Below are 16,815 nucleotides of genomic sequence, written 5' to 3' on the forward strand. Positions count from 1 at the left end.
CAGGTCCGCGGGTACGCACGAGCGTCTCGATCACTCGGTCAGGTGTACAGCTCCCGGAGCCGGACCGAGAGGCATGTCACACAGCCTTCGAGCTTCTCGAACTCGCTGATGTCGACCGGCACCGGTGTGTGTCCGAGGTCTGCGAGCAGGTCCGCGGTCTTCGGAGCACTCCCCGCCATCAGGAGCCTCCCGCCGCCCAGCAGCACCACGTGCGCCCCGGACTCCTCCGGTACCGGCAGGAAGCGCGGGAAGAGGCCGGGGGAGTCCACGAGGGGCTCGTACCCGATCACCGTTCCGTCGGGCAGTGCGGTGACCGCCGACTTCAGGTGGAGCACCGTGCTGACGGGGACGGCCACGACCCGCGCCCCGAGCGGCTCGAAGGCGCCGCGCAGCTGCGCCACGCCGGCCGCATTGGTCCGCCCGCCCCGGCCCACGTAGATCGTGTCGCCGACCTTCAGGACGTCGCCCCCGTCGAGGGTGCCCGGCTCCCGGATCCGGTTCACCGAGCAGCCGAGGCGCTCCACGGCCTGTTCGACCCCGGCGGTCTCGCCGCGCCGGGACCGCGCGCCGGAGCGGGCGATCAGGGCGACGTTGCGGAAGACGACGACGGCGTCCTCGACGAACACCGCGTCCGGGCAGTCGTCGGCCGGGTCGACCTCGACGGTCTCCCAGGCGTGCGCGCGCAGCGCCCCGACGTACGCCTCCCACTGCTCCACCGCCCGGTCCACGTCGACCGGGGCGCGCTCGATGTGCGTCACCAGCCCCTCGGCGAGGCGAGGGCTGGGACGGCGCACGAGCGCTTTCCGGCTGGGCACAGGCAGGTCTCCGATCCGGCAGGGGGTGTCGGCGCACGGCTCGCGGTGCGCTCGCGGTGCGCGTGGGCCCCCGGCATCACGTCGGGCACCGTCACGCCCGACGCTAGGCGGCCCCCGCCGTCCGCACTAGAAGGGATACCCGACAGTTTCCGGAGCGATTTCTTTCAGTTCTCCTCCTTCCAGCAGCAGTCGGCGCGTGATGCCGATCGACTCAAGGAACGGCATGTCGTGGCTGGCGACGACGAGTGCGCCCTCGTAGGACTCCAGGGCGGTGGTGAGCTGGCGGACGCTCGCCATGTCGAGGTTGTTCGTGGGCTCGTCGAGCATCAGCAGCTGCGGGGCGGGCTCGGCCAGCATCAGGGCGGCGAGCGCCGCCCGGAAGCGTTCGCCGCCGGAGAGCGTCGCCGCCCGCTGGTCGGCCTTGGCCCCCTTGAACAGGAAGCGGGCCAGGCGTGCCCGGACGCGGTTGTTGGTGGCCGTCGGCGCGAACCGGGCGACGTTCTCCGCGACGGTCAGTTCGTCGTCGAGGACGTCGAGGCGCTGCGGCAGGAACCGCAGGGGCACATGGGCCCGGGCCTCGCCCGACACGGCGTCCAGCTCGCCCGCGATCGTGCGCAGGAGTGTCGTCTTGCCCGCTCCGTTGCGCCCGATCAGCGCGATCCGCTCCGGGCCGCGCAGATCGAACATGCCGTCCACCCGCGCGCCGTACCGCAGCTCCAGCTGTTCGAGCGTGAGGACGGTCCGCCCGGGCGGTACGGCCGTGTGCGGCAGGTCGACGCGGATCTCGTCCTCGTCCCGTACGGCCTCCACCGCTTCGTCGAGACGCTCCTTCGCCTCGGTGAGCCGCTCCTCGTGCAGGATGCGGTGCTTGCCCGCGGACTCCTGTGCCGAGCGCTTGCGCGCCCCCATGACGATCTTCGGCTCGCGCTTCTGGTCGTTCATCTTCTGTCCGTACCGCTTGCGCCGGGCCAACTTGACCTGCGCGTCGACCAGTTCGCGTTTCTGCTTCTTCAGGTCGGACTCGGCGACGCGCACCATGCGCTCGGCCGCCTCCTGCTCGCCGGCGAGGGCCTCCTCGTACGCGGAGAAGTTCCCGCCGTACCAGGTGACCCCGCCGGAGTGCAGATCGGCGATCTGGTCGACCAGGTCGAGGAGTTCGCGGTCGTGGCTGACCACGACCATGACGCCGGACCAGGCTTCGACGGCCGCGTACAGCCGCTGTCGCGCGTACAGGTCGAGGTTGTTGGTGGGTTCGTCCAGGAGCAGGACGTCGGGGCGGCGCAGCAGCAGCGCCGCCAGCCGCAGCAGGACCGACTCGCCACCGGACACCTCGCCGATGGTGCGGTCCAGGTCGACCTGGCCGAGGCCGAGTTCACCGAGGGTGGCCAGGGCCCGCTCCTCCACGTCCCAGTCGTCGCCGACGACGTCGAAGTGTTCCTCGGCCGCGTCGCCCGACTCGATCGCGTGCAGGGCGGCCCGCTGTGCGGCGATACCGAGGGCCTCGTCGACCCGCAGGCCCGTGTCGAGCGTCACGCTCTGCGGCAGATGGCCGATCTCGCCCGCGACCCGGACGGTCCCGTCGGCCGGGGTGAGTTCTCCGGAGATCAGCTTCAACAGCGTTGACTTTCCTGACCCGTTGACCCCGACGAGACCGGTCCTGCCCGGTCCGAAGGCGATCTGGAGGTCGTCGAAGACATCGGTGCCGTCCGGCCACGCGAAGGACAGGGAGGTGCACGTGATGGAGGTGGGGAAGGTTGACATGAGGGCCTCGCGGTTGCTGGAAACGGTCGGGGGTACGCGTTCGGGACACCGCGAGGCGACGACGATCCAGTTCGGAGGAGAGCGAGAAGAAGGCCCTGTGCCGAAGGACGGCTCGAACGCCGAGGTCGCACGCTGCGCACAGGGAAGCCGGACAGAACCGACTGCGTGTGACGCGGTGTCTCAGACCTCAGACGAGCAACGTCCTTCTCCATTCGACGGCAACAGAACCGCTGTACACCGTAGGGACGGCCCCGGGGGCTGTCAAAGGATTAACGTGGCCCCCACGACACCTAAGGAGATCCCGTGCCGCACGGCCCGCTCTCGCTGCCCGCCCGGCTCTACCTCCTGGCCTGGGACACCACGAAACCCAAGGTCACCGGGTCGACCCACCTCCATCACCTGGTGCGCGCCGGTGCCCTCACCGAGCTGGCCCAGCGGGGCCTGCTCGTCGACGACGACGGCATCGTCACCCCGGTGGACCCCGACTCCCGCACCGGGGACCTGGTCCTCGACGGGCTCCTCGAACTCGTCGCGGAGTCCCGGCCCCGCAAGTGGAAGGCCTGGGTCACGCTCCGCGCCCGGGTCACCCTGGACGCCGTCCGCGCACAACTGGCCGCCGAGGGATACCTGAGGGCGGAGAAGAAGCGGGTCCTCGGGCTCTTCCCCTCCGTGGACTACACCCTGGACCGGCTCCCCGTCGTGGACGCGCTGCGCGCCGAGGCGCGCCGGGTACTGGAGGGACCGGTGCCGGTCGCCGAGATCGGTGACCGCGACGCGGCCCTGGTCGCCCTCGCCACCGCGGCGGAGCTGCGCACGCTCGCCTCGGCCAAGGAGCGCAAGCTCCACAGGGCCCGCATCGACGAACTCACCGAACGCGGGGGCGCGGCGGCCCCGGCCCTGAAGAAGGTCATCCAGGAGGTCAGGACCGCGGTCGTCGTGGCCGCGACGACCGCCTCGACCACGGCGGCGACCACCGGGGGCTGAGCCGCGCGGACGATGCCGGGCACTCTTCGGACCGGTGTTCTGGGCCGCCGGCGGTGTGCCCCACGTCCATGTCGGATTCCTGCCAGCCCCCGCGCCCCGGCCCGTGTTTGGCTCCTCCCATGACCACCACGGAACAGCTCCGCGCAACCGCCCTCGCCTTTCGCGCCCTGCACGTCCCCGGGCGGCCCCTCGTCCTGCCGAACGCCTGGGACACGGCGAGTGCCCGGATCGTCGAGGAGGCCGGTGCGGCGGCGGTGGCGACGACCAGCGCCGGGCTCGCCTGGGACCTGGGCGCCGCCGACGGGGACGCGCTCGACCGGGAGCACGCGCTGGCCGCCGTCGCGAGGATCGCGGCCGCGGTGGGCGTGCCGGTGAGCGCGGACATCGAGAGCGGGTACGCGCCGGACGCCGAGGGCGTGGGCGACACCGTCCGCGCGGTGCTCGCGGCGGGCGCCGTGGGCGTGAACATCGAGGACGCCCTCCATGAGGAGGGTGCCGGGCCGCTGCGCCCGGTCGCCGCCCAGGCCGACCGCATCGCGGCGGCCCGCGCGGCCGCGGACACGGCGGGCGTGCCGCTGTTCGTCAACGCCCGCATCGACACGTTCCTGCGCGGTGCGGGCGGCGTGGAGGAGACCCTGGAGCGCGCCGCGGCGTTCCTCGCCGCCGGAGCCGACGGCGTCTTCGTCCCCGGGGCCGTCGACCCGGTGACCGTCAAGGCGCTCGTCGGGGGCATCGACGGACCGTTGAACATCATGGTGGGCCCGGGCGCACCGGCTGTCGCCGAGCTGGCCGCTCTCGGGGTCGCCCGCGTCAGCGCGGGCTCGGGCATCGCGCAGGCCGCGCACGCGCTGGTCCGTCGTGCCGCGCGGGAGCTGCTGGACACCGGGACCTACGGTGCGATGGCCGGCGGGTTCGACTACGGGGAGCTCAACTCCCTGCTGGGAAGCGACCGCTGACGAGGCATCGGTTCCTCAGCAGGTGCCCCGCATCAGCTCCGCGAGATCGTGGTCCAGGTCGACCTGGAGGTGCTCCAGGCCGACGGGGACCAGCTCGGTCGTCAGCCGCAGGAAGTCCCGTACCTCTCCCGAGCGCACATGCACCACCGCGGTGCCCTCGGGGGCGTGGAACTCCAGCACGGTGCGGTCGTAGCCGTACGGGCGCACCCGTACGTCACCGCACCCCACCGCGTCGTCGAGACCCGCCACCAGCAGTTCGCGGGCGAAGGTCCAGCAGACCTCCACGCCTTCGAGGGTCGCGGGCGCGGGGAAGGTCATGCGGACGGCGAACGGGTCGGTCCGGTCGTAGTGGAGGGTCGCGGGAATGCTCGGCATCCGCGGCGCGGCGGCGACGAGGCGGGCCTCAACGGGCTGCTCGATGACGGTGGACAACGCCTTTGCTCCCTTGTGACGACTGGACGGACTCCGGGTGGATGACGTCGGTCATTGGAAGAGACGGAAAAATGACACGGCGCGTGCACCCGTGACCCGAGTGAGCTCTGTCACCGGGGTCATGCACCGGGGAGATCCACTTTCCCCGACCGCGGCCGTCCCCATCCGTCCCGTGCTCGCAGGACACCCCTGAGGACACCCGGACGGGCCCCGGAGGTTCCCGCCGGAGGCCATCTGGACGACATCCGGCGAGTGGACTAGCTTCGCCCGCCATGAGGGGCTTGGGAAAGAAGAGGCGCACGGGTCGGTCGGTCACGGTGGGGCTGAGCGTCGCCACGCTCGCCGCGGCGCTCGCGGTGGCCGTGCCCGCTCAGGCGCGCGAACCGTCGCACGAGCAGCCGCGTGGCCCGCACTGGGTGCTCAAGGACAGCGGGACGGACGCGCGGTTCCGCGGACTCTCCGCGGTCGGCCGGAACTCCGCCTGGGTGGCCGGTTCCCAGGGCACCGTGCTGCGCACCACCGACGGCGGAGCGCACTGGCGCGACGTGTCGCCCGCGGGCGCGGCGGACCTGGAGTTCCGGGACGTCGAGGCCTTCGACGCGCGGCGGGCCGTGGTCCTCGCGATCGGTGAGGGCGAGGCCTCCCGTGTGTTCAGGACCGAGGACGGCGGCGCGACCTGGACCGAGTCCTTCCGCAACACCGACGCCAAGGCCTTCTACGACTGCCTCACCTTTTTCGACCCGCGCCACGGGCTGGCGATGAGCGACCCCGTGGACGGCCGGTTCCGCATCCTGTCGACCAGTGACGGCGGCCACTCCTGGAAGGTGCTGCCCGACCGCGGCATGCCCGCCGCGCAGGAGGGCGAGGCCGGATTCGCCGCGAGCGGCCAGTGCCTCGTCACCTCGGGGCCGCGCGACGTCTGGCTCGCCACGGGAGGGGCGGCGAGCGCGCGGGTGCTGCACTCCGCGGACCGCGGGCTGACCTGGACCGCCACCGACACCGCCGTTCCCGCGGGCGACCCCGCGCGGGGTGTGTTCGCCCTGGCCTTCCGCGACCGGGTCCACGGGCTCGCGGTCGGCGGCGACTACCGCGCCGACCAGGCGTCTCCGCGGGCCGCCGCGGTCACCGCCGACGGCGGCCGCACCTGGACGACGGCCGGCCGGCCGCCGCCCGCCTACCGCTCCGGCGTCGCCTGGCTCCCGCACAGCCGCACCTCCGCGCTCGCCGTCGGCCCCACGGGCACCGACCTGACCAGCGACGGCGGCCGCAGCTGGCGCACCCTCGACACCGGCTCGTACGACACCGTGGACTGCACGCCCGACCTGGGGTGCTGGGCCTCCGGCGAGAAGGGACGGGTCGCCCGGCTGGAGCGCTGAGCCGGGCGGGTGCCGGTCGGCGGGGAGGGGTTCCGCTCAGTCGACCGGCTCGCGGTACCGCTCCAGGCCGGGCGCGGTCTTCGTCGCGACGAACTCGGTCACGCGGTACGCGCACACGCCCGCGGCGACGAACGGGTCGCCCGCGGCGATCTCCTCGATCCGCGCCCGGTCCTCCGCGACGGCCAGGATCACTCCGCCGTCACGCGGGTTCTTGCGCCCCGACGCGAGGAAGGAGCCGGCCGCGTACTGCTCGTCCAGCCAGGCGACATGGGCGTCCAGGACGGCGTCGACGGCTTCGAGCGGCGCGGTGTAGGTCAGCTCCAGTACGAACATGATCGCGAGCCTACCTCCGGGCCGGTCGGGCGCCCTGGGGGACAGGCCCTAGGCTCCCTCCCATCATGACGACCGTGAGGATTCCGGCGGGCTGGCCCGTCACCGAGGACCAAGCCCGTGCCGTGCAGGACGAGTTGAGGGAACGGGTCGTGCTCGACGAGCCGGGTCCGCCGCCCGGCGCCGGCCACGTCACGGGCGTCGACGTGGCCTACGACGACGAGCGGGACGTCGTGGCCGCGGCGGCCGTCGTCCTCGACGCGGCGACCCTCGACGTCGTGGCGGAGGCCACCGCGGTCGGCCAGGTCTCCTTCCCGTACGTCCCCGGGCTCCTCGCCTTCCGGGAGATCCCGACCGTCCTCGCCGCACTGGACGCCCTGCCCTGCACGCCGGGCCTGGTCGTCTGCGACGGCTACGGCCTCGCCCACCCGCGCCGCTTCGGTCTCGCCGCCCACCTCGGCGTCCTCACCGGGCTCCCCACCATCGGCGTCGCCAAGAACCCGTTCACCTTCACCTACGACGATCCGGGCACCGGGCGCGGCAGCGCCTCACCGCTCCTCGCCGACGGCGACGAGGTCGGCCGCGCACTGCGCACGCAGGACGGCGTGAAGCCGGTGTTCGTCTCCGTCGGCCACCGCGTGGGCCTCGACAACGCCTGCGCGCACACGCTCGCGCTCACCCCGAAGTACCGCCTGCCGGAGTCCACCCGGCGCGCCGACTCCCTGTGCAGGAGGGCACTTCAGGAGGCAACGTCCTGATGAAACCGCCCGGTTGGCTCCACGCGCCGTGAACACGGCTTCTGGGCACGCCATATGCGGAGGTCGTCCCCGGACGACATCCCGAACGTGCCGTCCGGGCGAGGCGACCGAGTACGTCTTCTGAGTACGTGTACGGATGCGGCGGCGCGGCCGTGACCGGCAAACTGGCCCGCATGACCTCGCACCGTGCCCCGAAGGCCGCAGCCGGCCCCGCCCGGCCCGTCGAGCGCGCCGTGACGGCGGCCCTGCTCCTCGCCGTCCCGGCCGGACTCGGCTGGATCGGCGGGATGATCTGGACGGTGACCGGCTGGGCCATGTGACGGAGGCCGGGCCGGTGCGCGCCCGCCCCGGTACGCCCCTGGCCCAGCCGGTGGCACCGCCGGGCCTTCCGTACCGGCCGGAGGCGCTAGCGAACCGCGGCCACCCGGAACGTGATGCCCGCCGCGCGGAGCCGCTCGATCAGCGCGTCACCCATCGCCACCGCCGGGGTGACCTGCCCGGACGTCTTCGGCAGATCGTCGAGTGCCAGGGCCATCGCCGACTCCGCGAGCATCTTGGCGGTCTCGTCGTAGCCGGGGTCGCCGCCCGCGACCTCGGTGAACACGCGTCGGCCGCCGCCCTCGCCCACGAAACGCACCGAGAACCAGCTCTTCGCCCGCCGCGCCGCGCTCGGCCCCTCGCCGGGCTTGAAGCGGTCGGACAACCAGCGCCGCGCGGGCGGCAGTTGGGCCGCCGCGAAGATCGCGCTCACCCCGGCCAGCCCGCCGAGAGCGATGGGCAGTCGCCGTACGGCCGCGTAGTGGCGGTAGCGGAAGTCCGGCCCGTACCGCTCCAGGGCCCGCGCGGAGCGCTGCACCACCTGGGCGTCGATCGTGGGCAGCGGCAGCGCCCAGGCGCCGACCTCCCCCGCGAACCGTGGCGCGCCCAGCGGCGCCACGGCCCGGCGGCCCATCAGCCGCGGCTCGTGGTGCCTGCGGTCCCGGGCGGCCGCGATCATCTGCGGGCCCCGGGCGAACTGGTTGAGGGCGGAGTTGAACGTGCCGCCCGAGAACATCGCCTGGGAGCGGACGAACCCGTCCACCCGCAGCGGCACCCCCTCGGGGAGCTGTCCCACGGTGAAGTACGCGCCGAGGTCGTGCGGAATCGAGTCGAAACCGCAGGCGTGCACGAGCCGCGCGCCCGTCTCCCGCGCGCGGGCGTCGTGGCGCACGTACATCAGGTCCACGAACTCCGGCTCGCCGGTGAGGTCGAGGTAGTCGGTCCCGGCATCCGCGCAGGCGGCGACCAGGTCCTCCCCGTACGTCACGTACGGCCCCACCGTGCTGGCCACCACGCGCGCGTGCCGGGCGAGTTCGCGGACCGAGTCCGGATCCGTGACGTCCGCCCGCAGCACGCCGGGCGCGCCGCCGAGCCGCTCCCGCAGCCGCTCCAGTTTCTCCTCGCTGCGTCCGGCGATCGCCCACCGCAGCTCCTCGGGCGCCTGCGCGGCGAGGTACTCCGCGGTGAGCTCTCCGACGAACCCCGTGGCTCCGAAGAGCACGACGTCGTACGCGCGGTCCGTCCCGTTCAGCCTGCTCATGACACCTTCCCCACTGTGGGCTGCGCTCGACCGGGCGGTGGCCCCACGTCGTGTGCGAAGCGCCGTTGTCGGTGGCTGAGGCTAGCGTGAGGTGCGAGCAGCCGGACGACGAGGTCGCACGAACAGGCCGGAGGTAGCGGTGGCCGTGCCGAAGAACGCGCTGAAAAAGTGGCAGAAGGTGCGCGAGTTCGCGCTCGGCCTGCCCGGTGCCACGGAGGAGTTCCCCTGGGGCGAGACCGTGGCCAAGGCCAACAAGAAGGTCTTCGTCTTCCTCGGTGTCGACGACGGCAGTCACCCGTTGGCCGTCACGGTGAAGCTCACGGACGAGGCGGCGCACGCGCACGCTCTCACCTCGCCCGGCGCGCAGCCCGCCGGTTACGGCCTGGGCCGGGCCGGCTGGGTGCGCATACCCCTGGAGGAGCCGGAGGCTCCCCGGGCGGAGCTGCTGTGCGACTGGGTCGAGGAGAGCTATCGGGCCGTCGCGCCCAAGCGGCTCATCGCGGAGCTGGACCAGGCCTGAGCGCGGCGCCGGACCTGCTGTCCACGCGGAGGCGGACCTGTGCCGGCCGCCCGGCGCCGACCGGGACCTGGCCCCGCTCCCACCGCCGGACACGCACCGGCGCGGCCTCTGGTGAACCTCCCGGCCGGGGCGACGCGTGCCCGGACGGGGTCGGCCCCACCTCCGGCCCACCGCGTCCGTTTCGGGCCCTCCGGTCCGTTCCGGACCCCTTCGGTCACCTTCACCCACCGGGAATTTAACTAAGCGCTTGCTCGTTGGGGGCTTGCCCGGAGTGGAACACGTTCTTAACATCGCTGATGTCACATCAGTGGTGTCACAGTGCTGGGAGCTTGATGGCAGTGACAGGAACGCCGGGGCACGGCCCCCTCGCCGGAGTGCGTGTCGTCGAGCTGGCGGGCATCGGACCCGGCCCGTTCGCCGCCATGCTCCTGGCCGACCTGGGAGCGGACGTCGTGCGGGTGGACCGCCCCGACGGCCCCGGCCTCGCCATCGATCCGGCCCACGACGTCACCAACCGCAACAAGCGGTCCGTGATCATCGACCTCAAGGCCGGGAACGGCCCGTCCCGGGTCCTCGACCTGGCCGAACGGGCCGACATCCTGATCGAGGGCTACCGCCCCGGCGTCGCGGAGCGCCTGGGCGTCGGCCCCGAGGCCTGCCACGCCCGCAACCCCGCGCTCGTCTACGGCCGGATGACCGGCTGGGGCCAGGACGGACCGCTCGCCCACCGCGCCGGACACGACGTCGCCTACATCGCGCTCACCGGCACCCTCGGCATGATCGGCAGGCCCGGCGAGGCCCCCGCCGTCCCGGCGAACCTCCTCGGCGACTACGCGGGTGGTTCGCTCTACCTCGTCGTCGGAGTCCTCGCCGCCCTCCACCACGCGCGCGCGAGCGGCGAGGGCCAGGTGGTGGACGCGGCCATCGTCGACGGCACCGCACACCTCTCGGCGATGATCCACGGCATGATGGCCGCCGGCGGCTGGCAGGACCGGCGCGGCGCCAACCTCCTCGACGGCGGCTGCCCGTACTACGGAACCTACGAGACGGCCGACGGCGGCCACATGGCGGTGGGCCCCCTGGAGGGGCGGTTCTACGACACGTTCGTCGACCTGCTCGGCATCCCGGAACTGCGCCCCGCCCACAAGGACCTCGCCCGCTGGCCGGAACTGCGCGAGACGGTCGCCGCCCGCTTCAAGACCCGTACCCGGGACGAGTGGACCGCGGTGTTCGACGGATCCGACGCGTGCGTGGCGCCGGTTCTCTCGCTGCGCGAGGCACCCGCCCATCCGCACCTGGTGGCCCGCGGCACCTTCGTGGACCACGGCGGCATCACCCAGCCGGCCCCCGCGCCGCGCTTCTCCACCACCCCCACCTCCGTGCGCGGCGGTCCCGCCCTGCCGGGGGCCGACACCGCGGACGTGGCCCGAGACTGGGACGCACCCCGGCTGACCGAGGACGACGACTGATGGAACTCTCCCTCCCGCTCGACTACGCGGGCGACGCGCGACAGGCCGCCGACGAGGTCGCCGCCCTGGAGGCCGCCGGTCTGGACGCCGTCTGGGTCGCCGAGGCCTACGGCTTCGACTCGCCCACGGTCATGGGCTACCTGGCCGCCCGCACCGAGCGCATGAAGATCGGCGCCGCGATCCTCAACGTCTACTCGCGCACCCCCGCCCTGATCGCCCAGACGGCGGCAGGGCTCGACGCGGTCTCCGGGGGACGCGCCGTCATCGGTCTCGGCGCCTCGGGCCCGCAGGTCGTCGAGGGCTGGCACGGGAAGGCGTACGACAGGCCGCTCGGCCGGACCCGCGAGACCATCGAGCTGACCCGCCGCATACTGCGCCGGGAGGTCATCGACCACCACGGCATCACCGACATGCCCCGCCCCGGCGGCCTGGGCAAGCCGCTGAAGATCCTCACCAGGCCCGTGCGCCCCGAAGTCCCGCTGTATGTCGCCTCGTTGGGACCGGCCAACGTCCGGATGACCGCGGAGATCGCGGACGGCTGGCTCCCCACGCTGTTCATCCCCGAGAAGGCCCACCAGGTGTGGGGCACCGCCCTGGCCGAGGGCACGGCGCTGCGCGACGCGGCGCTCGGCCCCCTCCAGGTCGTCGCCGGCGGCCCGCTCGCCATCGGCGAGGACGCGGCGGCCCTGCGCGACCTCGTACGCCCACGCATCGCGCTCTACGTGGGCGGCATGGGCGCCCCGGGCAAGAACTTCTACAACGACCTCGCCGTGGCGTACGGCTACGAGAAGGAGGCCCGGCTCATCCAGGAGCTGCACCTCTCCGGCCGCAAGGCAGAGGCGGAGGCGGCCGTGCCGGAGGAGTTCTGCGAACTGATGTCGCTGTGCGGCCCCGAGGCCTACGTCCGCGAGCGCGTCGCCGCCTTCCGGGAGGCCGGGGTGACGATGCTCAACGTGACGCCCGTCGGGCCCGACCCGGCCCGCCTCATCGAGACCGTGAAGGGCTGGCTCTGAGCGGCCGACCGCACGGCACGCGCCTGAACGACACGCCCCCGACCGTGTTCCCCGCCCCGTACACCAGGAAGGCCGTTCCCGCATGAAGCGGCAGATCTTCACCGCCGAGCACGACGCGTTCCGCGAGACCGTCCGCACCTTCCTCGCCAAGGAGGTGCTGCCCCACTACGAGCAGTGGGAGAAGGACGGCATCGTCTCGCGCGAGGCCTGGCGGGCCGCCGGCAGGCAGGGACTCCTCGGGCTCGCCGTGCCCGAGGAGTACGGGGGCGGCGGCAACGCGGACTTCCGCTACAGCGCCGTACTCGCCGAGGAGTTCACCCGCGCCGGAGCCGCGGGTCTCGCCGTCGGCCTGCACAACGACATCATCGGCCCCTATCTGACCGGCCTCGCCACCGAGGAGCAGAAGCGACGCTGGCTGCCCGGCTTCTGCGACGGCTCGCTCATCACCGCGATCGCCATGACCGAACCCGGCGCGGGCTCCGACCTCCAGGGCATCACGACCCACGCCGAGGACAAGGGCGACCACTTCCTGCTCAACGGCTCCAAGACGTTCATCTCCAACGGCATCCTCGCCGACCTCGTGATCGTCGTCGCCCGGACCACCCCCGAGGGCGGCGCGCACGGACTGTCGCTGCTCGTCGTGGAACGCGGCACCGAGGGCTTCGAGCGCGGCCGCAACCTCGACAAGATCGGCCAGAAGTCCCAGGACACCGCCGAGTTGTTCTTCAACGACGTGCGCGTGCCCAAGGAGAACCTCCTCGGCGAGCCGAACGGCGCGTTCGTCCACCTGATGACGAACCTCGCGCAGGAACGCATGGGCATCGCCGTCGCCGCCATCGCGGGCGCCGAACACCTGCTGGAGATCACCACCCAGTACGTGAAGGAGCGCGAGGCGTTCGGCAGGCCGCTCGCCAGACTCCAGCACATCCGCTTCGAGATAGCCGAGATGGCCACCGAGTGCGCCGTCACCCGCACCTTCCTCGACCGCTGCATCGTCGACCACTCCGACGGCGAACTCGACGCGGTGCACGCCTCGATGGCCAAGTGGTGGGCCACCGAACTCCAGAAGCGGGTCGCCGACCGCTGCCTGCAACTGCACGGCGGCTACGGCTACATGACGGAATACCGGGTCGCCCGGGCCTTCACCGACGGACGCATCCAGACCATCTACGGCGGGACCACCGAGATCATGAAGGAGATCATCGGCCGTTCCCTGCTCGGCTAACCCTCCCCGAAAGGCTTACCAGTGAGCACCGAAGCGTACGTGTACGACGCGATCCGCACCCCGCGCGGCCGCGGCAAGCAGAACGGCGCCCTGCACGGCACCAAGCCCATCGACCTGGTCGTCGGGCTCATCCACGAGGTGCGGCGCCGCTTCCCGGACCTCGACCCGGCCGCCATCGACGACATCGTCCTCGGCGTCGTCGGCCCGGTCGGCGACCAGGGCTCCGACATCGCCCGCATCTCCGCGATCGCCGCGGGACTGCCCGACACCGTGGCCGGCGTCCAGGAGAACCGCTTCTGTGCCTCGGGCCTGGAAGCCGTCAACCTCGCCGCGATGAAGATCCGTTCGGGCTGGGAGGACCTGGTCCTCGCGGGCGGCGTCGAGTCGATGTCCCGCGTGCCGATGGCCTCGGACGGCGGCGCCTGGTTCGCCGACCCGATGACCAACCTGTCCACCAACTTCGTGCCGCAGGGCATCGGCGCCGACCTCATCGCCACCATCGAGGGCTTCTCCCGCCGTGACGTCGACGAGTACGCGGCCCTCTCCCAGGAGCGCGCCGCCGCCGCCGTGAAGGACGGCCGGTTCGAGAGGTCCGTCGTCCCGGTCAAGGACCGCGCCGGTCTCACGGTCCTCGACCACGACGAGTTCCTGCGCCCCGGCACCACCGCCGACTCCCTCGCCCGGCTGAAGCCGTCGTTCGCCGACATCGGCGACCTGGGCGGATTCGACGCCGTGGCGCTGCAGAAGTACCACTGGGTCGAGGCCATCGACCACGTCCACCACGCGGGCAACTCCTCGGGCATCGTCGACGGCGCCTCCCTCGTCGCCATCGGCTCCCGCGAGGTCGGCGAGCGCTACGGCCTCACCCCCCGCGCGCGGATCGTCTCGGCCGCCGTCTCCGGATCCGAGCCCACCATCATGCTCACCGGACCCGCGCCGGCCACGCGCAAGGCGCTCGCCAAGGCCGGCCTCACCATCGACGACATCGACCTGGTCGAGATCAACGAGGCCTTCGCGGCCGTCGTCCTGCGCTTCGTCCGGGACATGGGCCTGTCGCTGGACAAGGTCAACGTCAACGGCGGTGCCATCGCGCTGGGCCACCCCCTCGGTGCCACCGGCGCGATGATCCTCGGCACCCTCGTCGACGAACTGGAGCGCCAGGACAAGCGGTACGGCCTCGCCACCCTGTGCGTGGGCGGCGGCATGGGCATCGCCACGATCGTCGAGCGCGTCTGACCGTCCCAACGGATCACGGATCTACGGAGCATCCCCTGATGAGCACTGAGCCCACCACCATCCGCTGGGAACAGGACGAGACCGGCGTCGTCACCCTCGTCCTCGACGACCCCAACCAGTCCGCCAACACCATGAACCAGGCCTTCAAGGACTCGATCGCGGCCGTCGCCGAACGCGCCGAGGCCGAGAAGGACTCCATCCGCGGCATCATCTACACCTCCGCCAAGAAGACCTTCTTCGCGGGCGGCGACCTCAAGGACATGATCCACGCGGGTCCCGAGGACGCCCAGCAGGTATTCGAGGCCGGCACCGCCATCAAGTCCGCGCTGCGCCGCATCGAGACCCTCGGCAAGCCGGTCGTCGCCGCCCTCAACGGCGCTGCCCTCGGCGGCGGTTACGAGATCGCCCTCGCCTCCCACCACCGGATCGCCCTCGACGCGCCCGGCTCCAAGATCGGCCTGCCCGAGGTCACCCTCGGCCTGCTGCCGGGCGGCGGTGGCGTCACCCGCACCGTCCGCCTCATGGGCATCGCCGACGCGCTCCTCAAGGTCCTGCTCCAGGGCACGCAGTACGCGCCGCAGCGGGCCCTGGAGAACGGCCTGGTCCACGAAGTGGCCGCCACGCCCGAGGAGATGCTCGCCAAGGCGCGCGCCTTCATCGACGCCAACCCCGAGTCCCAGCAGCCCTGGGACAAGCCGGGCCACCGCATCCCCGGCGGCACCCCGGCCAACCCGAAGTTCGCGGCGAACCTGCCGGCCTTCCCCGCCAACCTGCGCAAGCAGCTCGGCGGCGCCCCCTACCCGGCCCCGCGCAACATCCTCGCGGCGGCCGTCGAGGGCTCCCAGGTCGACTTCGAGACCGCGCTCGTCATCGAGGGCCGCTACTTCACCGAACTGGTCACCGGCCAGACCTCGAAGAACATGATCCAGGCGTTCTTCTTCGACCTCCAGGCCGTCAACTCCGGCGCCAACCGGCCCCAGGGCATCGAGCCGCGCCCCGTTCGCCGGGTCGCCGTACTCGGCGCGGGCATGATGGGCGCGGGCATCGCCTACTCCTGCGCCCGCGCGGGCATCGACGTCGTCCTGAAGGACGTGACGGCGGAGGCCGCCGCCAAGGGCAGGGCGTACTCCGAGAAGCTGTGCGCCAAGGCCGTCTCCCGGGGACGTACGACCCAGGAGAAGGCCGACGCCCTGCTCGCCCGCATCACGGCCACCGCCGACCCGAACGACCTCGCGGGCTGCGACGCCGTCATCGAGGCCGTCTTCGAGGACACCTCCCTCAAGCACAAGGTGTTCCAGGAGATCCAGAGCGTCGTCGAACCCGACGCCCTCCTCTGCTCCAACACCTCCACCCTGCCGATCACCGCGCTCGCCGAAGGAGTCGAGCGGCAGGAGGACTTCATCGGGCTGCACTTCTTCTCGCCCGTCGACAAGATGCCGCTCGTCGAGATCATCAAGGGCGAACGCACCGGTGACGAGGCGCTCGCCCGCGCCTTCGACCTCGTACGGCAGATCAAGAAGACCCCGATCGTCGTCAACGACTCGCGCGGCTTCTTCACCTCCCGCGTCATCGGGCAGTTCATCAACGAGGGCGTCGCGATGGTCGGCGAGGGCATCGAGCCCGCCTCCGTCGAGCAGGCCGCCGCCCAGGCCGGCTACCCCGCCAAGGTCCTCTCCCTGATGGACGAGCTGACGCTTACCCTGCCGCGCAAGATCCGCAAGGAGTCGCAGCAGGCCGTCGAGGAGGCGGGCGGCACCTGGGAGACGCACCCGGCGGAGGCCGTCATCGACCGCATGGTCGACGAGTTCGGCCGCCCCGGCCGCAGCGGTGGCGGCGGCTTCTATGAGTACGGCGAGGACGGCAGGCGCGGCAGGCTGTGGCCGGGACTGCGCGAGCACTTCACCGAGGCGGGCCACGAGATCCCGTTCGAGGACATGAAGGAGCGCATGCTCTTCTCCGAGGCGCTGGACACCGTCCGGCTCCTGGAGGAAGGCGTCCTCACCTCCGTCGCCGACGCCAACATCGGATCCATCTTCGGCATCGGGTTCCCCGGCTGGACCGGAGGCGTCCTGCAGTACGTCAACGGCTACGAGGGCGCCGCCGGCACCGGACCGGCCGCGTTCGTGGCGCGCGCCCGGCAGCTCGCCGAGCGCTACGGCGACCGGTTCCTCCCGCCCGCGCTGCTGGTCGAGAAGGCGGAGAAGGGCGAGCGGTTCACCGACGCGGGCTGACCGGGGCCCGTGCCACGGGGTGGGCTGTCACCCCGTGTAGGACCAGCAGGGCCATGTCGTCCTCCGGCGGGCGGCTCCCGAACTCGTGGACGAGTGCGCGGATGCGTTCCGCGATCAGCTCGGCGTTCAG

At 72.3% G+C, this 16,815-nt stretch carries 16 protein-coding genes; 11 read left to right on the forward strand and 5 right to left on the reverse strand.

The window, feature by feature from the left end:
- Nucleotides 1-38 precede the first annotated feature (38 nt).
- Nucleotides 39-815: a dimethylargininase gene (gene ddaH / locus ABZT74_RS25935; RefSeq protein WP_356177509.1), complete on the reverse strand. Its 777-nt coding sequence runs from the start codon at nt 813-815 to the stop codon at nt 39-41.
- Between the two features lie 126 nt (nt 816-941).
- Nucleotides 942-2,576 carry an ABC-F family ATP-binding cassette domain-containing protein gene (locus ABZT74_RS25940; protein WP_356177508.1) on the reverse strand — a complete coding sequence of 545 codons (1,635 nt, stop codon included), beginning with the start codon at nt 2,574-2,576 and terminating at the stop codon, nt 942-944.
- 303 nt (nt 2,577-2,879) lie between these two features.
- On the opposite strand from ABZT74_RS25940, the gene ABZT74_RS25945 reads away from it, so the two are divergent.
- Entirely contained in the window at nt 2,880-3,560 is a 681-nt protein-coding gene (locus ABZT74_RS25945) for a GPP34 family phosphoprotein (protein WP_356177507.1), read from the forward strand.
- A 119-nt stretch (nt 3,561-3,679) separates the two neighbouring features.
- Nucleotides 3,680-4,516: an isocitrate lyase/phosphoenolpyruvate mutase family protein gene (locus ABZT74_RS25950; RefSeq protein WP_356177506.1), complete on the forward strand. Its 837-nt coding sequence runs from the start codon at nt 3,680-3,682 to the stop codon at nt 4,514-4,516.
- Nucleotides 4,517-4,531: 15 nt separating this feature from the next.
- Here ABZT74_RS25950 and ABZT74_RS25955 read toward each other — a convergent pair whose 3' ends face one another.
- The gene (locus ABZT74_RS25955) at nt 4,532-4,948 is read right to left on the reverse strand and encodes an SsgA family sporulation/cell division regulator (protein WP_356177505.1); all 417 of its coding nucleotides are present in this window, start codon (nt 4,946-4,948) and stop codon (nt 4,532-4,534) included.
- 272 nt (nt 4,949-5,220) lie between these two features.
- Between ABZT74_RS25955 and ABZT74_RS25960 the strand changes: the two genes are divergently transcribed.
- Nucleotides 5,221-6,324, forward strand: a complete 1,104-nt coding sequence (locus tag ABZT74_RS25960; protein ID WP_356177504.1) for an oxidoreductase — start codon at nt 5,221-5,223, stop codon at nt 6,322-6,324.
- A 36-nt stretch (nt 6,325-6,360) separates the two neighbouring features.
- On the opposite strand, the gene ABZT74_RS25965 is transcribed toward ABZT74_RS25960, so the two are convergent.
- Nucleotides 6,361-6,657, reverse strand: coding sequence for a YciI family protein (locus ABZT74_RS25965; protein WP_356177503.1), 297 nt, complete (start codon nt 6,655-6,657; stop codon nt 6,361-6,363).
- A gap of 65 nt (nt 6,658-6,722) precedes the next feature.
- Here ABZT74_RS25965 and ABZT74_RS25970 point away from each other — a divergent pair, with 65 nt between their 5' ends.
- Both ABZT74_RS25970 and ABZT74_RS25975 read left to right on the forward strand, forming a co-directional pair.
- Nucleotides 6,723-7,412, forward strand: a complete 690-nt coding sequence (locus ABZT74_RS25970; RefSeq protein ID WP_356177502.1) for an endonuclease V — start codon at nt 6,723-6,725, stop codon at nt 7,410-7,412.
- Between the two features lie 173 nt (nt 7,413-7,585).
- Complete coding sequence (locus tag ABZT74_RS25975) at nt 7,586-7,732, forward strand: hypothetical protein (RefSeq protein ID WP_356177501.1); 147 nt, start codon at nt 7,586-7,588, stop codon at nt 7,730-7,732.
- 86 nt (nt 7,733-7,818) lie between these two features.
- On the opposite strand, the gene ABZT74_RS25980 is transcribed toward ABZT74_RS25975, so the two are convergent.
- Complete coding sequence (locus ABZT74_RS25980) at nt 7,819-8,991, reverse strand: saccharopine dehydrogenase NADP-binding domain-containing protein (RefSeq protein WP_356177500.1); 1,173 nt, start codon at nt 8,989-8,991, stop codon at nt 7,819-7,821.
- 139 nt (nt 8,992-9,130) lie between these two features.
- On the opposite strand from ABZT74_RS25980, the gene ABZT74_RS25985 reads away from it, so the two are divergent.
- The 6 genes from ABZT74_RS25985 to ABZT74_RS26010 all read left to right on the forward strand — a co-directional run bounded on the left by ABZT74_RS25985 (nt 9,131) and on the right by ABZT74_RS26010 (nt 16,685).
- Nucleotides 9,131-9,511 carry an MmcQ/YjbR family DNA-binding protein gene (locus ABZT74_RS25985; RefSeq protein WP_355870826.1) on the forward strand — a complete coding sequence of 127 codons (381 nt, stop codon included), beginning with the start codon at nt 9,131-9,133 and terminating at the stop codon, nt 9,509-9,511.
- 332 nt (nt 9,512-9,843) lie between these two features.
- Complete coding sequence (locus ABZT74_RS25990; protein WP_355870828.1) at nt 9,844-10,980, forward strand: CaiB/BaiF CoA-transferase family protein; 1,137 nt, start codon at nt 9,844-9,846, stop codon at nt 10,978-10,980.
- Entirely contained in the window at nt 10,980-11,993 is a 1,014-nt protein-coding gene (locus ABZT74_RS25995) for an LLM class F420-dependent oxidoreductase (RefSeq protein WP_356438586.1), read from the forward strand. Before ABZT74_RS25990 ends, ABZT74_RS25995 begins: the two co-directional genes overlap by 1 nt.
- A gap of 82 nt (nt 11,994-12,075) precedes the next feature.
- A complete protein-coding gene (locus ABZT74_RS26000) occupies nt 12,076-13,218 on the forward strand; it encodes an acyl-CoA dehydrogenase family protein (RefSeq protein ID WP_356177499.1) in 1,143 nt (380 codons plus the stop codon).
- A 21-nt stretch (nt 13,219-13,239) separates the two neighbouring features.
- Nucleotides 13,240-14,454: an acetyl-CoA C-acetyltransferase gene (locus ABZT74_RS26005; RefSeq protein ID WP_355870835.1), complete on the forward strand. Its 1,215-nt coding sequence runs from the start codon at nt 13,240-13,242 to the stop codon at nt 14,452-14,454.
- Between the two features lie 38 nt (nt 14,455-14,492).
- Nucleotides 14,493-16,685, forward strand: coding sequence for a 3-hydroxyacyl-CoA dehydrogenase NAD-binding domain-containing protein (locus ABZT74_RS26010; protein WP_356177498.1), 2,193 nt, complete (start codon nt 14,493-14,495; stop codon nt 16,683-16,685).
- Nucleotides 16,686-16,815: the final 130 nt, after the last annotated feature.

Source organism: Streptomyces sp. NPDC005302 (assembly GCF_040607345.1).
In the GTDB taxonomy this organism is placed as follows: domain Bacteria; phylum Actinomycetota; class Actinomycetes; order Streptomycetales; family Streptomycetaceae; genus Streptomyces.

Excerpts from the sequence above, each read along its gene's own strand:
- ABZT74_RS25940 (WP_356177508.1), bottom strand. The coding sequence starts at position 2,576 with ATGTCAACCTTCCCCACCTCCATCACGTGCACCTCCCTGTCCTTCGCG.
- ABZT74_RS25950 (WP_356177506.1), top strand. The coding sequence starts at position 3,680 with ATGACCACCACGGAACAGCTCCGCGCAACCGCCCTCGCCTTTCGCGCC.
- ABZT74_RS25960 (WP_356177504.1), top strand. The coding sequence starts at position 5,221 with ATGAGGGGCTTGGGAAAGAAGAGGCGCACGGGTCGGTCGGTCACGGTG.
- ABZT74_RS25965 (WP_356177503.1), bottom strand. The coding sequence starts at position 6,657 with ATGTTCGTACTGGAGCTGACCTACACCGCGCCGCTCGAAGCCGTCGAC.
- ABZT74_RS25970 (WP_356177502.1), top strand. The coding sequence starts at position 6,723 with ATGACGACCGTGAGGATTCCGGCGGGCTGGCCCGTCACCGAGGACCAA.
- ABZT74_RS25975 (WP_356177501.1), top strand. The coding sequence starts at position 7,586 with ATGACCTCGCACCGTGCCCCGAAGGCCGCAGCCGGCCCCGCCCGGCCC.
- ABZT74_RS25980 (WP_356177500.1), bottom strand. The coding sequence starts at position 8,991 with ATGAGCAGGCTGAACGGGACGGACCGCGCGTACGACGTCGTGCTCTTC.
- ABZT74_RS25990 (WP_355870828.1), top strand. The coding sequence starts at position 9,844 with ATGGCAGTGACAGGAACGCCGGGGCACGGCCCCCTCGCCGGAGTGCGT.
- ABZT74_RS25995 (WP_356438586.1), top strand. The coding sequence starts at position 10,980 with ATGGAACTCTCCCTCCCGCTCGACTACGCGGGCGACGCGCGACAGGCC.
- ABZT74_RS26000 (WP_356177499.1), top strand. The coding sequence starts at position 12,076 with ATGAAGCGGCAGATCTTCACCGCCGAGCACGACGCGTTCCGCGAGACC.
- ABZT74_RS26010 (WP_356177498.1), top strand. The coding sequence starts at position 14,493 with ATGAGCACTGAGCCCACCACCATCCGCTGGGAACAGGACGAGACCGGC.